Genomic DNA, 16,043 nt, shown 5'->3' on the forward strand with positions numbered 1-16,043 from the left:
CATGCTCCTGTCTCCCAATGCCATGGGCCGCCCGCTGCGTACGGGCCTGTACCTGACCACCGGGGTCATCGCGGCCTTCCTGCTGCTGCCGGTGGTGTTCATCGTGCTGCTGTCGTTCGGTTCATCCCAATGGCTGGTGTTCCCGCCGCCGGGCTGGACCTTCAAGTGGTATGGCCAGTTCTTCTCCAACCCGGAGTGGATGGACGCCGCCCTGGCCAGCCTCAAGGTCGCCGTGCTGACCACTATCGCTGCCGTGCTGCTCGGCCTGCCCACCGCCTTCGCCCTGGTGCGTGGCCGCTTCCCTGGCCGCGAAATGCTCTACGGGCTGTTCACCATGCCGATGATCGTGCCACTGGTGATCATCGCCGTGGCGGTGTACGCGCTGTTCCTCAAGCTGGGCTACACCGGCACGCTGTTCGCCTTCGTGGTCAGCCATGTGATCGTCGCCCTGCCCTTCACCATCATCTCGATCATCAACTCGCTGAAGCTGTTCGACCAGTCGATCGAGGATGCCGCGGTGATCTGCGGCGCCTCGCGACTGCAGGCGATCTTCAAGGTGACCTTCCCGGCCATTCGCCCGGGCATGATCGCCGGCGGTCTGTTCGCCTTCCTGGTGTCGTGGGATGAAGTGGTGCTGAGCGTGATGATGGCCAGCCCCGACCTGCAGACCCTGCCGGTGAAGATGTGGACCACCCTGCGCCAGGACCTGAGCCCGGTGATCGCCGTGGCCTCGACCCTGCTGATCGGCCTGTCGCTGCTTGTCATGTTCATTGCCGCCGCCTTGCGCCGGCGCACCGAAGTCAACGCCTGAGCGTGCGGAGAAAACAACAATGAGTGCAGTCATCAAAGACAACGCGCACGGCAAGACCCTGGTCAGCCTGCGTGGCCTGAACAAGCACTACGGCGACTTCACCGCCGTGGACAACCTCGACCTGGAGATCCAGGACGGCGAGTTCCTGACCTTCCTCGGTTCCAGCGGCTCGGGCAAGTCCACCACGCTGTCGATGCTGGCCGGCTTCGAAACGCCGAGCAGCGGCGAGATCCTGGTCGACGGCCAGTCGCTGGTGAACGTGCCGCCGCACAAGCGCGACATCGGCATGGTGTTCCAGCGTTACTCGCTGTTCCCGCACCTGAACGTGCGTGACAACATCGGCTTCCCGCTGGCCATCCGCAAGCTCAGCGCGACCGAGACCACCAAACGCGTCGACGCCATGCTCAAGCTGGTGCAGCTGGAAAAATTCGCCCACCGCAAGCCGTCGCAGATGTCCGGTGGCCAGCAGCAGCGCGTGGCGATCGCCCGAGCGCTGGTGTACGAACCACGCATCCTGCTGATGGATGAACCGCTCGGTGCGCTGGACAAGAAGCTGCGTGAAGACCTGCAGGACGAGTTGCGCCAGCTGCACCGCCGGCTGGGCATCACCATCGTCTACGTGACCCATGACCAGGAAGAAGCCATGCGCCTGTCCCAGCGCATCGCCATCTTCAGCCATGGCAAGATCGTTGGCCTGGGTACCGGTTACGACCTTTACCAGAACCCGCCGAATGCGTTTGTCGCGTCGTTCCTGGGCAACTCGAACTTCCTGCGGATCAAGGCCAACAGCAATGGTGCGGGCAGTTTCGAGGGCCAGCCGGTGGCAATCCGCCTGACCCCAGGCCTCACTCCCCAGCAGGATGCACTGATCATGGTGCGGCCGGAAAAGGCACTGGCCCTGACGGCCGAACAGGCCGCGCGCGAGCCGTTGCCGGCGGGCTGGAACGAGGTCAGTGCGAAGGTCGGTGAGGTGCTGTTCCTGGGCGAGAGCCAGACTTGCCATGTGGTGACCGCCGGCGGTACCGAGTTGACGGTAAAGGCACTGTCGGCCGCCGGCATGCCGATGCAGCCGGGGGATTCGGTAAAAGTGCGCTGGGCGGTCGCGGATGCCTGCATCTATACCGAGTGGGCGGAGAGTGACCTGAGCAAGTCGGCTGGGGCGCATTGAGGCCGGTGCGTGGGTGGCTTGGCTGTAACATTTCGGTCACCCCCGCGTCGTAATCTGCCGGGCAACGCTATGCCACAAGGTCGCCCGGCATGTTCCGCCTGCTGCTCCTGCTGCTTCCCCTGCTCCCGCTGACAACCCTGGCCGAGACGGGCCACCTGCGTGTGCAAGGGTCCAACACCATTGGCGCGGCTCTGTTGCCGGCGCTGGTGCAGGGGCAACTGTGGGCGCAAAGGGCGACTGATGTACGACAGTCACCTGGCGCAGTTGCGAACGAAACCGTAATCAACGCACGCGATGCCCAGGGCCAAGCGCTGCGCATCGACATCGCCGCGCATGGCTCCAGCACCGGTTTCGCCGCACTGGGCCATGGCAATGCCGACCTGGCTGCGGCCTCACGCCCCATCAGCGACGCCGAGGTGCGCCAGCTCAAGGCGCTGGGTGACCTGCGCTCGGCCAGCGCCGAGCAGGTCATCGGCCTGGATGGCGTGGCCGTCATCGTCCACCCCGACAACCCGTTGCCACAGCTGACCACTCAGCAGCTGGCGCAGATCTTCTCCGGGCAGATCCAGCGCTGGGAGCAACTTGGCGTGGCGGGCGGCGCCATCCACCTGTATGCGCGGGATGACCGCTCCGGGACCTATGAGACCTTCAAGGCGCTGGTGCTGGAACCACAGCATGGCGAGCTGGCGAGCCAGACGCAGCGCTTCGAGTCCAGCGAAGCACTGGCCGAACGGGTCGGTAGCGATCGCCAGGCCATCGGTTTCAGCAGCCTGGCGGCCGTGCACAGGGCCAAGGTGCTGGCGGTGGCCGAAGGCGATGCGCCAGCCCTGTTGCCGGACCGCCAGCTTGTGGCCAGTGAAGACTACCCGCTGTCACGGCGGTTGTACTTCTATCTGCCCGCCAATGCCAAGCCCCAGGCCCGGGCGCTGGCGGACTTCGCCCAGAGCCCGGCCGGCCAGGCCATCGTTGCCGCACAGGGCTTCGTCTCGCAGCAGGTCAGCGCACAACCGGTACCGACGCAGGCCGACATGCCACCGCGCTACCGCAGCCTGGCCCAGCAGGCGCAACGCTTGAGTGTCAACTTCCGCTTCCAGGAAGGTAGCGCCAGCCTCGACAACAAGGCCCTGCGCGATGTGCAGCGAGTCACCGAATACCTGCGCCAGGCCGGCAAGCTGCAAAGCAAGGCGGTGCTGGTGGGTTTTGGCGACCCCAAGGAAACGCCTGGCCGTGCAGCCCTGCTGTCGCGCCTGCGCGCCCAGGCCGTACGCCGCGAACTGGCACGCGGTGGCGTCGAGGTGCTGGAGGTGACCGGCATGGGCGATGAATTGCCCATCGCCGGCAATGACAGCGAACAAGGCCGCTTGCGTAACCGACGGGTGGAAGTCTGGGTCTACTGAAAAGCAAAGAAATGTAACAGCTCAACACTCGGCATCACCGGCAAACGGGTCTAGGCTCAAGCTCACGTGATACCGGGCCCCTCTGACGGCTGCCAAGCCGTGATGTCGGATCACTGTTGCGATCTTCACATGGCAACGTCGACTATCAAGGAGGGGCTCATGGCAGCTCTACAGACATTCCTCACCACCCCGTTTCTTGGCACCAGCACCTGGTTGTGGCTGGTATTCATGGCCATCGTCATCGGTTTGCTGGTGCTGGACCTGGGCGTGCTGCACCGCCAGGACCGCGAGATCGAAATGCGCGAGAGCCTGCTGCTGTACTCGGGCTATTTCAGCGTCGGCGTGCTGTTTGGCCTGTGGGTCTGGCATGAACTGGGCGCGCAGTCCGCACTGGAGTTCTACACCGGTTTCCTGGTGGAACAGTCGCTGTCGATGGACAACGTGTTCGTCATGGCGATGATCTTCGGCTTTTTCGCCATCCCCCGCCGCTATCAGCACCGGGTACTGTTCTGGGGCATTCTCGGGGTGGTGTTCCTGCGTGCGATCATGATTGGCGTGGGGGCGGCGCTGGTGCAGAACTTCGCCTGGGTGCTCTACCTGTTCGGCGCGTTCCTTCTGTTCACCGGGGTGAAGATGGCCCTGTCGAGGGAAGACAGCCACCCCGACCTGGCCAACAACCCGATCTTGAAATTCGTCCGCAGGCACATGCGTGTAACCGATCAGATCCACGGCTCGCACTTCTTCGTACGCCTGACGCCACCTGGTGCCAGCAAGGCCCTGCGTTATGCCACACCGCTGTTCCTGGCACTGGTGCTGATCGAGCTGGCCGACCTGGTGTTCGCCGTCGACAGCGTACCGGCCATCTTCGCCATCACCCAGGACCCGTTCATCGTCTACACCTCGAACATCTTCGCCATCCTCGGTCTGCGCTCGCTGTACTTTGCCCTGTCGGCACTGATGCACCGGTTCGTCTACCTCAAGTACGCGCTGGCGCTGGTGCTGATCTTCATCGGCTGCAAGATCTTCTACCACGGCATGGTGGGCAAGGTGCCGGCATTGCTGTCGTTGGGGGTGACGTTCGGGTTATTGCTCGGTGGGGTGGTGGTTTCGTTGATCAAGACGCGGGGGGAGCAGACCACGCTGGCCAGCACCGAGCTTGAGCAGGCAGCGCCCGGGAACGACAAGGCGGTGAAGAAAGAGGAAGACCCGCAGATGCGGGTCTGAGTTGCAATCATTTCTTACTCACAGAGTCTCCCGCTGCCCCGGACTCATCTGTTCCAGACAGGGATTACTTGTGATGGCTGACATCGCGATGTGAGAGTGAATGTTCTTTCAACCAGCCCTGAAGAATTTTCTGCATCAGGCTGATGGAAAGTTCCTACAGCATCAGTTGGCTTCCCTGACTGTCCATCGATTCCAGACTTAGCCAGCATGCACACTCCCCCTGAAGGAGTGCCCCATGCAAAAACTTCCGATACCTGACCTCACCCAATTACGCGTAAGTCGCAAACTCATTGCCACAGTTGCCATACCGGTGATTACCGGAGGCGTCCTGGCCGTCCTGTTCAATGCGGTGATGTTCTACAACGAAGCAGGCCAGATGACCCACGTGCGCACGATCTTCGGCGAGGAAAAGGTGGTCGAGGAAGTGGGCTACGCCACAAAGTGGTTCGGCCGCAGTACCGCCTGGCGGCGCACCATCGGGGTACAGTCGGCGTTGCAGGTGGACAGCCAGGACGACAACCGCAGCGGGCACCCCGCGGTAGCCATCGAGAACCTGCCCATCGTGTTCCTCGGCAACGTCGACGCCAAGGCCGAGTTCAGTACCCAATTCCGCCTGCCCTCGGGCGAGGCCTTCCTGAAAATCGCCCAGGAGTACCGCACGCCGGACAACTTCCTGCAGCGTGCCTTGCTGCCAGCCGTCAAGGAAACCTTGCAGGCCACGGCCTCGTTGATGAGCGCAGACGACTACTACGCCGGCAATCGCAGCCACTTTGGTGCTGAGTTCGAAAATCAATTGCGCAACGGGCTTTACCTGACCAGCCGCAAGGAAATCCGCGTGCAGCGCGACAACTATCCCGCGCAAACAGCGATCCTGCAGTCCGGCACCGAGCAAGGCAGTTTCGGCGACAACAGCGCGACCCGTTTCGTCATCGAGAAAAAGCTCGACAAGGACGGCCAGGAGTTACGCAAACAGCAGCAATTCCGCCTGTTCGGTGTCGAGGTAGCCGATGCCCGGGTAACCCATATCGACCCGAACCCCCAATACCAGCAGCGCATGGTGCGGGTACAACAGGCACTGGCGGAACTGGCGGTGGCGCGGCAGAACCGGCTCAAGGAAGAAGAAGAGAAGCAGCTGGTGTCCGCCCGTGGTGCCAAGGATGTCGAAGCCAAGCGCCAGGAAAGCCTGCGCCAGCAGATCGAGCGCACCACCGCAGCCGAGACCGAAAAGCAGCTCACCCTGATCAACGCCGAACGGGAAAAGCGCCGCGCCGAGATCGACATGCAGACCGCCGAGCTGCTGCGCGACAAGGCCCGGGTCACCGCCGAAGCCACCCGGATCACCGCCGACGCCGAGGCGCATGCCCGCGAGGCCTCGCTCAAGGCGGACGGGGCCTTGCAGACCAAGCTGGACGCGCTGGTACAGATCAACCGCGTCTGGGCCGAAGCAGCAGCACGGGCGCCCGTGCCAAGCGTGATGATGGGTGGTTCAGACACTGGCGTGGGGCGTCAGGATGAAATGAGCAAGTTGATGACGGTACTGGCCACGAAGGCGGCCAAGGATCTGGTGGTTGACCTCAAAACCCAATGAGTCCGTACCGGCCTCTTCGCGGCGGTTCGACGCCCCGTTTAACCCGCGAAGAGGCCCGAGCAGGCTTGCATCACCTTCCGCCGCGCAGCATCTCCACCGGCACATACTTGCCGATCTCGTACTTGCCGATCGCCGCCCGATGCACCTCATCCGGCCCATCAGCCAGGCGCAGTGTACGTTGCATGGCATACATGTAGGCCAGCGGGAAATCACCACTCACCCCGGCCCCGCCGTGCATCTGGATCGCCCGGTCGATCACCTTCAACGCCACGTTCGGCGCCACGACCTTGATCTGCGCGATCTCGCTGCGCGCGACCTTGTTGCCGACGGTGTCCATCATGTAGGCCGCCTTGAGCGTCAACAGGCGCGCCATGTCGATCTCCATGCGCGAGTCGGCGATCTTGTCGACATTGCCGCCCAGGCGCGCCAATGGCCGGCCGAAGGCCGTGCGCTCGACCGAGCGCTTGCACATCAGTTCCAGTGCCCGCTCGGCCATGCCGACCGAACGCATGCAATGGTGAATGCGGCCCGGGCCCAGGCGGCCCTGGGCGATCTCGAAACCACGCCCCTCCCCGAGGATCACGTTCTCATATGGCACCCGCACATTCTCGAACAGCACTTCGGCATGGCCGTGCGGCGCATCGTCGTAACCGAACACCGGCAATGGCCGGACGATCTTCACCCCCGGTGCATCGGTCGGTACCAGCACCATCGAGTGCTGCTGATGGCGTGGACCGTCGGGATTCGACAGGCCCATGAAGATCATCACCTTGCAGCGTGGATCGCAGGCGCCGGAAGTCCACCACTTGCGGCCGTTGATCACCCACGCGTCACCGTCACGCACGGCAGTGGCAGCCATGTTGGTGGCGTCCGAAGACGCCACGTCCGGTTCGGTCATGGCAAATGCCGAACGGATCTCGCCGCGCAGCAGCGGCTCCAGCCACTGGCGCTTCTGTGCTTCGCTGCCGTAGCGCACCAGCACTTCCATGTTGCCGGTGTCCGGCGCCGAGCAGTTGAACGGCTCCGGGCCCAACAACGAACGGCCCATGATCTCGGCCAGTGGCGCGTATTCGAGGTTGCTCAGGCCGGCGCCGTATTCCGACTCCGGCAGGAACAGGTTCCACAAGCCCTCGGCCCGGGCCTTGGCCTTGAGCTCTTCCATGATCGCGGTGGGTTGCCAGCGGTCACCCTCGGCGACCTGGCGCTCGAACACCGCCTCAGCGGGATAGACATAAGCATCCATGAAGGCACTGACGCGTTCACGCAGTGCCTGGACCTTGGGCGAATAGGCGAAATCCATCGGGGCTACCTTCACGGTTCGAAGTACATGGGCAGAGCCTAGAGCAGCCGGCCTCGATCTACCTAGTCTATTTTTCGCGTGTATAAACATTCATAACCGATATATGATCGGCCAATAATTCCAACAAAGAGCGGCGCCATGAACCTCAGCAAGGTCGACCTCAACCTGTTCATCGTCTTCGACGCGATCTACACCGAAGCCAACCTGACCCGCGCCGGGCAGATCGTCGGCATCACCCAGCCGGCGGTGTCCAATGCCCTGTCGCGGCTGCGCGAAACCTTCAACGACCCGCTGTTCGTACGTACCGCCCAGGGCATGGTGCCCACACCCATGGCCCAGAACATCATCGGTCCGGTGCGCAATGCCCTGGCACTGCTGCGCACCTCGGTGCAGGAAAGCCGCATCTTCAACCCGCAGCAGGCCAACAAGACCTTCCGCATCAGCATGACCGACCTCACCGAGGCGGTGATCCTGCCGCCGCTGTTCCAGCGCCTGCGGCGCCTGGCCCCGGCGGTGCTGATCGAAAGCTTCCTGTGCAAGCGCCGCGAAACCACCAAGGAACTCGCCGCCGGGCGCCTGGACTTCGCCGTCGACGCGCCGCTGAACACCGACCCGCAAGTGCGCCATGTCAAACTGATGCAAGACCGCTACGTCTGCGCCCTGCGCCAGGGCCACCCGCTGGCGGATGCCAAGCTGACCCTCGACAACTACCTGGGCATGACTCACATCCATATCTCCAGCCGCCGCAACGGCCTGGGTTATGTCGACCTGGCACTGGGCAAGATGGGCGTGCAACGCAAGGTCGCGCTGCGCTCTCAGCATTACCTGATGGCGTCGCAGGTACTGCAGCAGACCGACATGGCCATGACCGTGCCCGAGCGCTTCGCCCGCCGTCACCAGCTGCGTTTCCAGCCGCTGCCGGTGGAGGTGCCGCCGCTGGAAACACACCTGTACTGGCACGAAAGCACCGATCAGGACCCGGCCAACCGCTGGATGCGCGAACAGATCATCGAATTGTGCGAGCGTGTGGTGGCTGAAGAGGAGCGTGCGATGGAGACTGCCTGAGCCCACGCGAAGCTGTGTGGGCTCGTTGCGTGCCCACAAGGCGAAAAATCTATTCCATCTTGATCTATCAATAGAGAAAAATATTCTCCAAAAACTGCAATCAGGCAGCATAAAGGATAAATTCATTTTCACTCTAGCGCGTACGCTTGCTGCAACGATTGCCGACACCACGGCAACATTGCACGGACCCGCCCCATGCCTAGCGCCCCTCTCTATTTCGACTACGCTGCCACCACTCCGGTCGATGACCGGGTCATCGAAACCATGCTCACTTGTCTAGGTCGCCAAGTGAACTTCGGCAACCCCGCGTCCAGTGGCCATGCCTACGGCCAGGCCGCACGCGAAGTGGTCGAGCAGGCTCGTCGGCAAGTGGCCGAGCGGGTCGGCGCCCGAGCCGACGATATCGTCTGGACATCCGGCGCCACCGAGTCCAACAACCTGGCGCTCAAGGGCATCGCTCAGGGCATGATCCAGCCGGGCCACCTGATCACCAGCCAGCTCGAGCACAAGGCCGTGCTCGACACTGTCAATGAACTGGAGCGCCAGGGCTGGGCCATCACCCTTCTGGCGCCGGACGCCAGCGGCCTGATCCAGCCCTACGCTGTGCAGGCGGCCCTGCGCGCCGATACCCGCCTGGTGTCGCTGATGGCCGTGAACAATGAATTAGGCACCGTTACCGATTTTGCCGCCATCGGCGAACGGGTCCGCGCCCATGGCGCCTTGCTGCATGTGGATGCGGCCCAGGCGGTCGGCAAGCTGGCGATCGACCTGCAGGCGATGGCGGTGGACCTGATGTCGTTCTCGGCGCACAAGGTGTATGGGCCAAAAGGCATCGGCGCGCTGTATGTCGGGCCTCGCGCCCGTGAGCTGATGCGGGCGCAGATCCACGGTGGCGGGCATGAGCAAGGGCTGCGCTCGGGTACCTTGCCGACGCATCAGATCGTTGGCATGGGCAGCGCCTTCGCCTTGGCCGGTGAGCCGGGTGACAGCGAGCACCAGCGTATCGAGCAATTGGCCAAGCGCTTGCGTGAGGGGTTGCTGGCATTGCCTGGCGTCAGCCTCAATGGCTGCGCCATGCAGCGCATTCCTCACACTTTGAACCTGTGCATCGAGGCTAACGGGTTCAACAGCATGGCCTTGGCCAGTGAACTGGCACTATCGACCACCTCGGCATGCAACTCGGCGAGTAACGCGGCTTCGCATGTGCTGTTGGCGCTGGGGCTGGATGAGGTGCGGGCGCGCAAGAGTGTGCGCATGAGTATCGGGCGGTTTACCAGCGAGGCCGAGGTGGACACGGCGATCGCGGTGTTCGGGCGGGCTTTGACTGCGGCTTCGGCGTCACCCTGGTAAGGGCCAGGTGCCTGCCACAACATCTTCAGCGCCTGTGAGGTCGAGCGCCGCCCGCGCGGCGCATCGCGAGCTGCGCTCGCTCCTACGTTTGTTTTTGGCCAGTTACGCCTGTGACAGGCGCGCGCGGCCGCCTTGTTGGTACGACACGATAGCGAGTCATGCGCCAAGGCGTCCGCGCACATATCCCACAGGATAAACTGGCCCGAAACAAACGTAGGAGCGAGCGCAGCTCGCGATGCGCCGCGCGGGCGGCGCTCGATCTCACAGGCGCTGCAAGGCCCACGGCAACCACCCCAGGCCCCACTGCCCTCTCAGAGGAAGGTAAACACCGTCGAAGCCGGCAGACGCGACTTGTTCAGCCCGGCATTGAAGTCCGCCTCGCTGCGATACCCCAGGCTCAACACCACCACACTGCTGTAGCCCTGCTCACGCAACCCCAGTTCGGCATCCAGTACCTTGCTGTCGAAACCTTCGATCGGCGTGGCATCCAGACCGTGCGCCGCGGCACCCAGCAATGCGGTACCCAAGGCCAGGTAGGTCTGTTTCTCCATCCAGTGCTGCAGGTCCTTCTGATCGAAACGATGCAGGTCCACATAACCGCGACGGCTCTGGTTCTGCGCTGCACGCGCCTGCTCGTCGCGGAAGCGGCCATCGGCCTGTTCCTGGTCGAGTACCGCATTCAGGTGCGCCTCGGTCATCTCGGTGCGCGTGCAGAACACGATCACGTGCGATGCATCGAGAATTTTTGGCGAGTTGTAGGCAAAACGGCCATCGGTGGCTTTGGCCAGGCGGGCCTTGCCTTCGGCGCTGTCGGCGACGATGAAATGCCAGGGCTGCGAGTTGACCGAAGACGGGCTGTGGCGCAACTGCTCAAGCAAGGCATCGACCGTGGCCTGAGGGATCTTGCGGGCGGCATCGTAGGCTTTGGTGGTGTAACGGCGCTTGGCCAGGGAGACGGTATCCATGCTGCAACTCCAGTGATTTTGTCGCGCATCTTATCTTTCCTGCTGATAAGAAAAACCGGCAAAATGGAGCAACACTTTCACCCATGGAGTGAAAATGCTTCGTCTCACCGACCTCGAACTGTTCGTGCGCAGCAGCGCACTGGGCAGCTTCACCGCCGCCGCGCATGAGGCCGACCTGCTGCCCGGGCAAGTGGCCGCCGCGATCAAGCGCCTGGAACGCGACCTCGACGTACGTCTGTTCGCCCGCACTACCCGCAGCCTGCGCCTGACCGCCGAGGGCGAGCTGTACCTGCCCACCGCCCAGCGCGTGCTGGACACCCTGCGCCAGGGCCACGAGCAGCTTCACGGCAGCCACAGCACCCTGCGCGGGGTAGTGCAGGTATCGGCGCCTTCCGACATTGGCCGCAACCTGTTGCTGCCTTGGCTCAGCGCGTTTCGCCGCGAGCACCCGGCCCTGAACCTGCGCTACTTCCTCTCCGACCAGATTGCCGATTTCAGCCGCGACCCGGTGGACATCGCCATCCGCTATGGCCTCAACCAGGACGCCAACTACATCGCCCTGCCGCTGGCCCCCTGGAACCGCCGCGTGGTGGTGGCATCGCCCGACTACCTGGCCCGCCACGGCCGCCCCCGCACGCCCGATGAACTGCAGCAGCATGACTGCCTGCTGTACCTGCAACACAACCGCGTGTTCGACAAATGGCAGCTTGGCAACCGCACCCTACAGGTACGCGGGCCGCTGGTCAGCGATGACGCCGACGTGGTGCGGCGCTGGGCGCTGGAGGGTGAAGGCATCGTCTACAAGTCGTGGCTGGACGTCAGCGCCAACATCGCCGCCGGGGAGCTGGAAGTCCTGCTGCCGGACCATCAGGGCGAAGTCTCGCCGTTGACACTGGTGTGTCCGCACCGCAAGCAGCTGTCGCCTGCGGTGACACAGTTGCACCTGTGGCTGCGCGAGCGCTTTACCGCGCTGCAGCCTGCACAATTGTTCTAAACCCCCTGGGGCATCTGGGGTAAGGTGAACTGCCCTACCCGTCAGCGGCCACCTCGCCATGAGCAACTGGATCGACCTCAAGCAAGACGCCGTCACCGGCATCGAGTCGGTCCGTGCGCATTTTGTCGGCCATGCCTACGACCCGCACTGGCACGACAGCTTCCTGGTGGGCTTCACCGAGCAGGGCGTGCAGCAATTCGATTGCCGCAAGGTGCGCCACAACAGCACGCCGGGGCACGTGTTCCTGCTCGAGCCTGGCGATATCCACAACGGCCAGGCGCCCACCGCCGAAGGCTTTACCTACTCGACCTTGTACCTGCAGCCCCATTGGCTGGAGGCTGAACTGCGCACGTTGTTCGAACAGGCACCGAGCGACAGCCTGCCCAGCATCGCCGAGCCGTTGTGCCATGATGCGCGCCTGGTCGGCGCCGTCGCCCGGGCATTCCAGGCCGTGCATGGCCCGGAGCTGCGCATCGTGCGGCAAACCGCCACCGATGACCTGCTCAGTTGCCTGACCCGCCACCTGCACTGGCGCAAGCGCCTGAACCCCGACCCGCGCCTGCCGCTGACCGCGCAGCGGGCACGCGACTACCTGCACGCCCACCTTGACCAGGACATCGGCCTGGAGCAGCTGGCACAGGCCTGCGGGATCGACCGCTTCCGCCTGACCCGGGCCTTCAAGGCCGCCTTCGGCCTGGCGCCCCACGCCTATCTGATCCAGCTGCGCCTGACCCGCGCCCGGCGCCTGCTCGCCCAAGGCCAGACCCCCGCCGAGGTGGCCATGGTGCTGGGCTTTGCCGACCAGAGCCATCTGGGGCGTTGGTTCCGGCGCGCTTATCAGCTGACCCCAGCCGACTACCGTCGCCGCTGCTCAAACCTTCCAGACTGACGCGGGACCCGCTGCGAGCATGGGGCTCTGATCAATCGGAGCCGTTTACCATGTCGCAATCGTTGTTGCCCTTCATCCTCTTCGCCCTGGTCGCCAGCATCAGCCCTGGGCCGACCAACTTGCTGATACTCGCCCATGGCGCCCGCGAAGGCATGCGCGCCAGCTTGGCACCGATACTCGCGGCCTGCGGCTCGGCGGCGGCGGTCGTGCTGCTGGTGGGGTTGGGCCTGGGTGAATTGCTGATGCGCCACCCACTGGCCCAGCAAGCCATGAGCTGGGCGGGGGTGATCTGGCTGAGCTGGCTGGCCTTGGGCATGTTGCGCGGTGCGGGTGAACCGCTGGATGCGTCGTCGGGCAAGGCGTTCGGGCCTTTGAGCGCGGCGTCGCTGCAGGTGGTGAACCCGAAGGTGTGGATGATGGCGGTGGCGGTGATCGGGGTGTTTGCCGCGCCGTCGATGCCGGTGTGGCAATTGGCGTTGGTCTTCCTGCTGATTGCGTTGCCGTGCATGGCGGCGTGGGCAGTGCTGGGGGCAGGCAGTGCGCGCTGGTTGCAGGCGCCGGGGCGGTTACTGTGGTTCAACCGGGGGTTGGCCGGGTTGCTGCTGGTGTCGGCCTGGGCTGCTGTGTTGAACTGAAACTGATCCAGCCTGCACCGGCCTCATCGCGGGCAAGCCCGCGATGAGTCCGATGCAGGTAAATCAGTGGCTCAGCGCCTCGCGAAAGCGCCGGGTACTGGCCACGGCCAGCAGCAGACCGACCACCGCCACGCTGCCTCCAACCCAGCCGATATCCGCCACGCCCATCTGGCTACTGACGATACTGCCCAGCAATGCCCCGCCACCGATGCCGATGTTGTAGATGCCAGAGAACAGCGCCATGGCCACGTCGGTGGCATCGGAGGCGAGCTTGAGGGTCTTGGACTGCAGTGACAGGCTGAAACTGAGGATCGCCACGCCCCAGAACATGCTCAGCGCCGCGAACACATAGAAGTTGCCGGACAACGGCAGCAGCAACAGCAGGCAAGCTGCCAACATACCGATCGCCCCCACCAGGAAACCATGCGGGAAGCGGTCGCTGTAACGGCTGAACAGCACCGAGCCGAATACCCCCGCGCCACCGAACAACAGCAGCAACAGCGTGGTGCGCTCGCCACCGATCTGCGCCACGTGCAGGGCAAAGGGCTCGATGTAGCTGTAGGCGGTGAATTGCGCGGTGATCACCAGAGTCACCAGCAGGTAGGTAATCACCAGTGCCGGGCGCTTGAACAGGATCGGCAGGCTGCGCAGCGAGCCGGAATTCTGGCTAGGCAGCAACGGCAGCGACTTCATCAGGCACAGCATGGTCACCAGCGCGACACCCGCAATGCTGAGGAAGGTAATGCGCCAGCCCAGCGCTTCGCCCACCACGCGCCCCAGCGGAATGCCCAGCACCATTGCCAGGGTCGTGCCCGTCGCCAGCAACCCCAGCGCCTTGGCCTGCTGGCCCGGCGGCGCCACGCGCACCGCCAGCGACGCGGTGATCGCCCAGAACACGGCATGGGCCAGGGCGATGCCGATGCGGCTGACCAGCAGCATGGCAAAGCTCTGCGACAACCACGACAACAAGTGGCTGAGGATGAACACCAGGAACACGAACAACAGCAGGCGCCGGCGCTCGATGTTGCGCGTAAGCAGCATCATCGGCAGCGAAGCCAGCGCCACCACCCAGGCATAGATGGTCAGCATCAGGCCGACCTGCGCGGTGCTCATGTCGAAGCTGCTGCCGATGTCACTGAGCAGCGCCACCGGCACGAACTCGGTGGTGTTGAAGATGAAGGCCGCCAGGGCCAGGGCGATCACGCTCAGCCAGCTGCCGCCCCCCGTGGTCGGGGGCAGGTTGGTAGGAATGGGTCCGTTCATGGGTGGGAAGCTGTTCTCCGCAGGCATGGCGAAAAGACGTGCGTCAGGGGCCAAGTATCGGCCGCGCTGAGGCACGGGTTTGTTATTGGAAGGATTGCCCGCATGGTACGCGTCACGCCAGGGCCTCACAACCATGGCCGCGGCGCGCACCGGAATGCCCTGGAAAAAAGGCCGGCAAGGGCAGCGATCAGCCCTGCAGGGTGGCCATGTCGATCACGAAGCGGTACTTCACATCGCCGGCGATCATGCGCTCATAGGCCTGGTTGATGTTGCGGATGTCGAGCATCTCGATGTCGCAACGGATGCCATGCGCGGCACAGAAATCCAGCACCTCCTGGGTTTCAGCGATGCCGCCGATCAGCGAACCGGCCAGCACCCGACGCTTGAGCACCAGGTTGGCCGCATGTACGGCCGGGTCGATCGGCTCGATCAGGCCGACCAGAATGTGCACGCCGTCGAACTTCAGGGTTTCCAGGTACGGGTTGAGGTCGTGCTGCACCGGGATGGTGTCGAGCAGGAAGTCGAAACGGCCGGCGGCGGCACGCATCTGCTGGTCATCGGTGGACACGATGACGTGGTCGGCGCCCTGACGGCGAGCTTCCTCGGCCTTGGCCGGGGAGCGGGTGAACAAGGTCACTTCGGCGCCCAGGGCCTTTGCCAGCTTGATGCCCATGTGGCCCAGGCCACCCATGCCGAGGATGCCGACCTTGTGGCCGGGGCCGACGCCATGGTGCTTGAGCGGCGAATAGGTGGTGATGCCCGCGCAGAGGATCGGCGCCGCGCTGGGCAGGTCCATGCCGGCCGGAATACGCACCACGAAGTGCTCGCTGACCACGATGCTGCTGGAGTAGCCGCCCATGGTATTGCTGCCATCGACCCGGTCCGGGGTGGCATAGGTCATGGTCGGGCCTTCCAGGCAGTATTGCTCCAGGTCCTTGGCGCAGGCTTCGCAGTGGCGGCAGGAATCGACCATGCAGCCGACGCCGACCAGGTCGCCGACCTTGTGCGATGTGACCTTGTCGCCCACGGCGGTGACCCGGCCGATGATCTCGTGGCCAGGCATCAGCGGGTACACGGCGATGCCCCACTCGTTGCGCGCCTGGTGGATGTCGGAGTGGCACACGCCGCAGTAGAGGATCTCGATGGCGACGTCGTCCGGGCGCGGTGCGCGGCGCTCGAAGGTCATGGGGGCCAAGGGGCTGGTCGGGGTTTGGGCGGCGTAGCCGATGGCAGTGTACATGGGGGACCTCACAGGGAAGTGAAACGATTCAGGCCACACATTCTGCTCGCCAGCGCCCTCCCCGCCCACGGCTGATTCTCCGGCATCCATGCCTGATCCTCCGGACTTGATCTCGAGCATCTGGCGCTGAGCGGCCAATCTGCGATGATGACAC

Annotated in this window: 14 protein-coding genes; 10 read left to right on the plus strand and 4 right to left on the minus strand. The window is 64.0% G+C overall.

The genetic code is table 11. The features are described 5' to 3' along the window. Position 1: 1 nt before the first annotated feature. From OCX61_RS16820 to OCX61_RS16840, 5 genes are all read left to right on the plus strand, one after another. Positions 2-811, plus strand: coding sequence for an ABC transporter permease (locus OCX61_RS16820; RefSeq protein WP_027919924.1), 810 nt, complete (start codon positions 2-4; stop codon positions 809-811). A 19-nt stretch (positions 812-830) separates the two neighbouring features. Continuing rightward, positions 831-1,979, plus strand: a complete 1,149-nt coding sequence (locus tag OCX61_RS16825) for an ABC transporter ATP-binding protein (RefSeq protein WP_261940530.1) — start codon at positions 831-833, stop codon at positions 1,977-1,979. Between the two features lie 89 nt (positions 1,980-2,068). Then, positions 2,069-3,376, plus strand: coding sequence for a substrate-binding domain-containing protein (locus tag OCX61_RS16830; protein WP_261940531.1), 1,308 nt, complete (start codon positions 2,069-2,071; stop codon positions 3,374-3,376). A 159-nt stretch (positions 3,377-3,535) separates the two neighbouring features. Then, positions 3,536-4,600, plus strand: a complete 1,065-nt coding sequence (locus tag OCX61_RS16835) for a TerC family protein (RefSeq protein ID WP_261940532.1) — start codon at positions 3,536-3,538, stop codon at positions 4,598-4,600. Between the two features lie 235 nt (positions 4,601-4,835). Beyond that, on the plus strand, positions 4,836-6,188 hold the full coding sequence (locus OCX61_RS16840) for an SPFH domain-containing protein (protein WP_261940533.1): 1,353 nt from the start codon (positions 4,836-4,838) through the stop codon (positions 6,186-6,188). Between the two features lie 70 nt (positions 6,189-6,258). Here OCX61_RS16840 and OCX61_RS16845 read toward each other — a convergent pair whose 3' ends face one another. After that, positions 6,259-7,488: an acyl-CoA dehydrogenase gene (locus tag OCX61_RS16845; RefSeq protein ID WP_261940534.1), complete on the minus strand. Its 1,230-nt coding sequence runs from the start codon at positions 7,486-7,488 to the stop codon at positions 6,259-6,261. Positions 7,489-7,626: 138 nt separating this feature from the next. On the opposite strand from OCX61_RS16845, the gene OCX61_RS16850 reads away from it, so the two are divergent. Together OCX61_RS16850 and OCX61_RS16855 are read left to right on the plus strand one after the other, a co-directional pair. Continuing rightward, positions 7,627-8,553: a LysR family transcriptional regulator gene (locus OCX61_RS16850; protein ID WP_261940535.1), complete on the plus strand. Its 927-nt coding sequence runs from the start codon at positions 7,627-7,629 to the stop codon at positions 8,551-8,553. Between the two features lie 195 nt (positions 8,554-8,748). Continuing rightward, a complete protein-coding gene (locus OCX61_RS16855) occupies positions 8,749-9,903 on the plus strand; it encodes a cysteine desulfurase family protein (protein WP_261940536.1) in 1,155 nt (384 codons plus the stop codon). Between the two features lie 311 nt (positions 9,904-10,214). Here OCX61_RS16855 and nfsB read toward each other — a convergent pair whose 3' ends face one another. Next, a complete protein-coding gene (nfsB, locus tag OCX61_RS16860; RefSeq protein ID WP_261940537.1) occupies positions 10,215-10,868 on the minus strand; it encodes an oxygen-insensitive NAD(P)H nitroreductase in 654 nt (217 codons plus the stop codon). Positions 10,869-10,962: 94 nt separating this feature from the next. On the opposite strand from nfsB, the gene OCX61_RS16865 reads away from it, so the two are divergent. Genes OCX61_RS16865 through OCX61_RS16875 form a run of 3 tightly spaced genes read left to right on the plus strand, consistent with a single transcriptional unit; the run spans position 10,963 to position 13,386 of the window. Continuing rightward, the gene (locus tag OCX61_RS16865) at positions 10,963-11,862 is read left to right on the plus strand and encodes a LysR family transcriptional regulator (protein ID WP_261940538.1); all 900 of its coding nucleotides are present in this window, start codon (positions 10,963-10,965) and stop codon (positions 11,860-11,862) included. Between the two features lie 58 nt (positions 11,863-11,920). Continuing rightward, positions 11,921-12,751, plus strand: a complete 831-nt coding sequence (locus OCX61_RS16870) for an AraC family transcriptional regulator (RefSeq protein WP_261940539.1) — start codon at positions 11,921-11,923, stop codon at positions 12,749-12,751. A 50-nt stretch (positions 12,752-12,801) separates the two neighbouring features. Further along, positions 12,802-13,386, plus strand: coding sequence for a LysE family translocator (locus OCX61_RS16875; RefSeq protein WP_261940540.1), 585 nt, complete (start codon positions 12,802-12,804; stop codon positions 13,384-13,386). Between the two features lie 63 nt (positions 13,387-13,449). On the opposite strand, the gene OCX61_RS16880 is transcribed toward OCX61_RS16875, so the two are convergent. Beyond that, on the minus strand, positions 13,450-14,649 hold the full coding sequence (locus OCX61_RS16880) for a sugar transporter (protein ID WP_261940541.1): 1,200 nt from the start codon (positions 14,647-14,649) through the stop codon (positions 13,450-13,452). Positions 14,650-14,836: 187 nt separating this feature from the next. After that, positions 14,837-15,889: a vanillin reductase gene (gene calA, locus OCX61_RS16885; RefSeq protein WP_261940542.1), complete on the minus strand. Its 1,053-nt coding sequence runs from the start codon at positions 15,887-15,889 to the stop codon at positions 14,837-14,839. Between the last annotated feature and the right edge of the window lie 154 nt (positions 15,890-16,043).

Origin of the sequence: Pseudomonas sp. LRP2-20, assembly GCF_024349685.1 — a bacterium.
Taxonomy (GTDB): Bacteria; Pseudomonadota; Gammaproteobacteria; order Pseudomonadales; family Pseudomonadaceae; genus Aquipseudomonas.

Excerpts from the sequence above, each read along its gene's own strand:
- OCX61_RS16820 (WP_027919924.1), top strand. The coding sequence starts at position 2 with ATGCTCCTGTCTCCCAATGCCATGGGCCGCCCGCTGCGTACGGGCCTG.
- OCX61_RS16825 (WP_261940530.1), top strand. The coding sequence starts at position 831 with ATGAGTGCAGTCATCAAAGACAACGCGCACGGCAAGACCCTGGTCAGC.
- OCX61_RS16830 (WP_261940531.1), top strand. The coding sequence starts at position 2,069 with ATGTTCCGCCTGCTGCTCCTGCTGCTTCCCCTGCTCCCGCTGACAACC.
- OCX61_RS16835 (WP_261940532.1), top strand. The coding sequence starts at position 3,536 with ATGGCAGCTCTACAGACATTCCTCACCACCCCGTTTCTTGGCACCAGC.
- OCX61_RS16840 (WP_261940533.1), top strand. The coding sequence starts at position 4,836 with ATGCAAAAACTTCCGATACCTGACCTCACCCAATTACGCGTAAGTCGC.
- OCX61_RS16845 (WP_261940534.1), bottom strand. The coding sequence starts at position 7,488 with ATGGATTTCGCCTATTCGCCCAAGGTCCAGGCACTGCGTGAACGCGTC.
- OCX61_RS16850 (WP_261940535.1), top strand. The coding sequence starts at position 7,627 with ATGAACCTCAGCAAGGTCGACCTCAACCTGTTCATCGTCTTCGACGCG.
- OCX61_RS16855 (WP_261940536.1), top strand. The coding sequence starts at position 8,749 with ATGCCTAGCGCCCCTCTCTATTTCGACTACGCTGCCACCACTCCGGTC.
- nfsB (WP_261940537.1), bottom strand. The coding sequence starts at position 10,868 with ATGGATACCGTCTCCCTGGCCAAGCGCCGTTACACCACCAAAGCCTAC.
- OCX61_RS16865 (WP_261940538.1), top strand. The coding sequence starts at position 10,963 with ATGCTTCGTCTCACCGACCTCGAACTGTTCGTGCGCAGCAGCGCACTG.
- OCX61_RS16870 (WP_261940539.1), top strand. The coding sequence starts at position 11,921 with ATGAGCAACTGGATCGACCTCAAGCAAGACGCCGTCACCGGCATCGAG.
- OCX61_RS16875 (WP_261940540.1), top strand. The coding sequence starts at position 12,802 with ATGTCGCAATCGTTGTTGCCCTTCATCCTCTTCGCCCTGGTCGCCAGC.
- OCX61_RS16880 (WP_261940541.1), bottom strand. The coding sequence starts at position 14,649 with ATGAACGGACCCATTCCTACCAACCTGCCCCCGACCACGGGGGGCGGC.
- calA (WP_261940542.1), bottom strand. The coding sequence starts at position 15,889 with ATGTACACTGCCATCGGCTACGCCGCCCAAACCCCGACCAGCCCCTTG.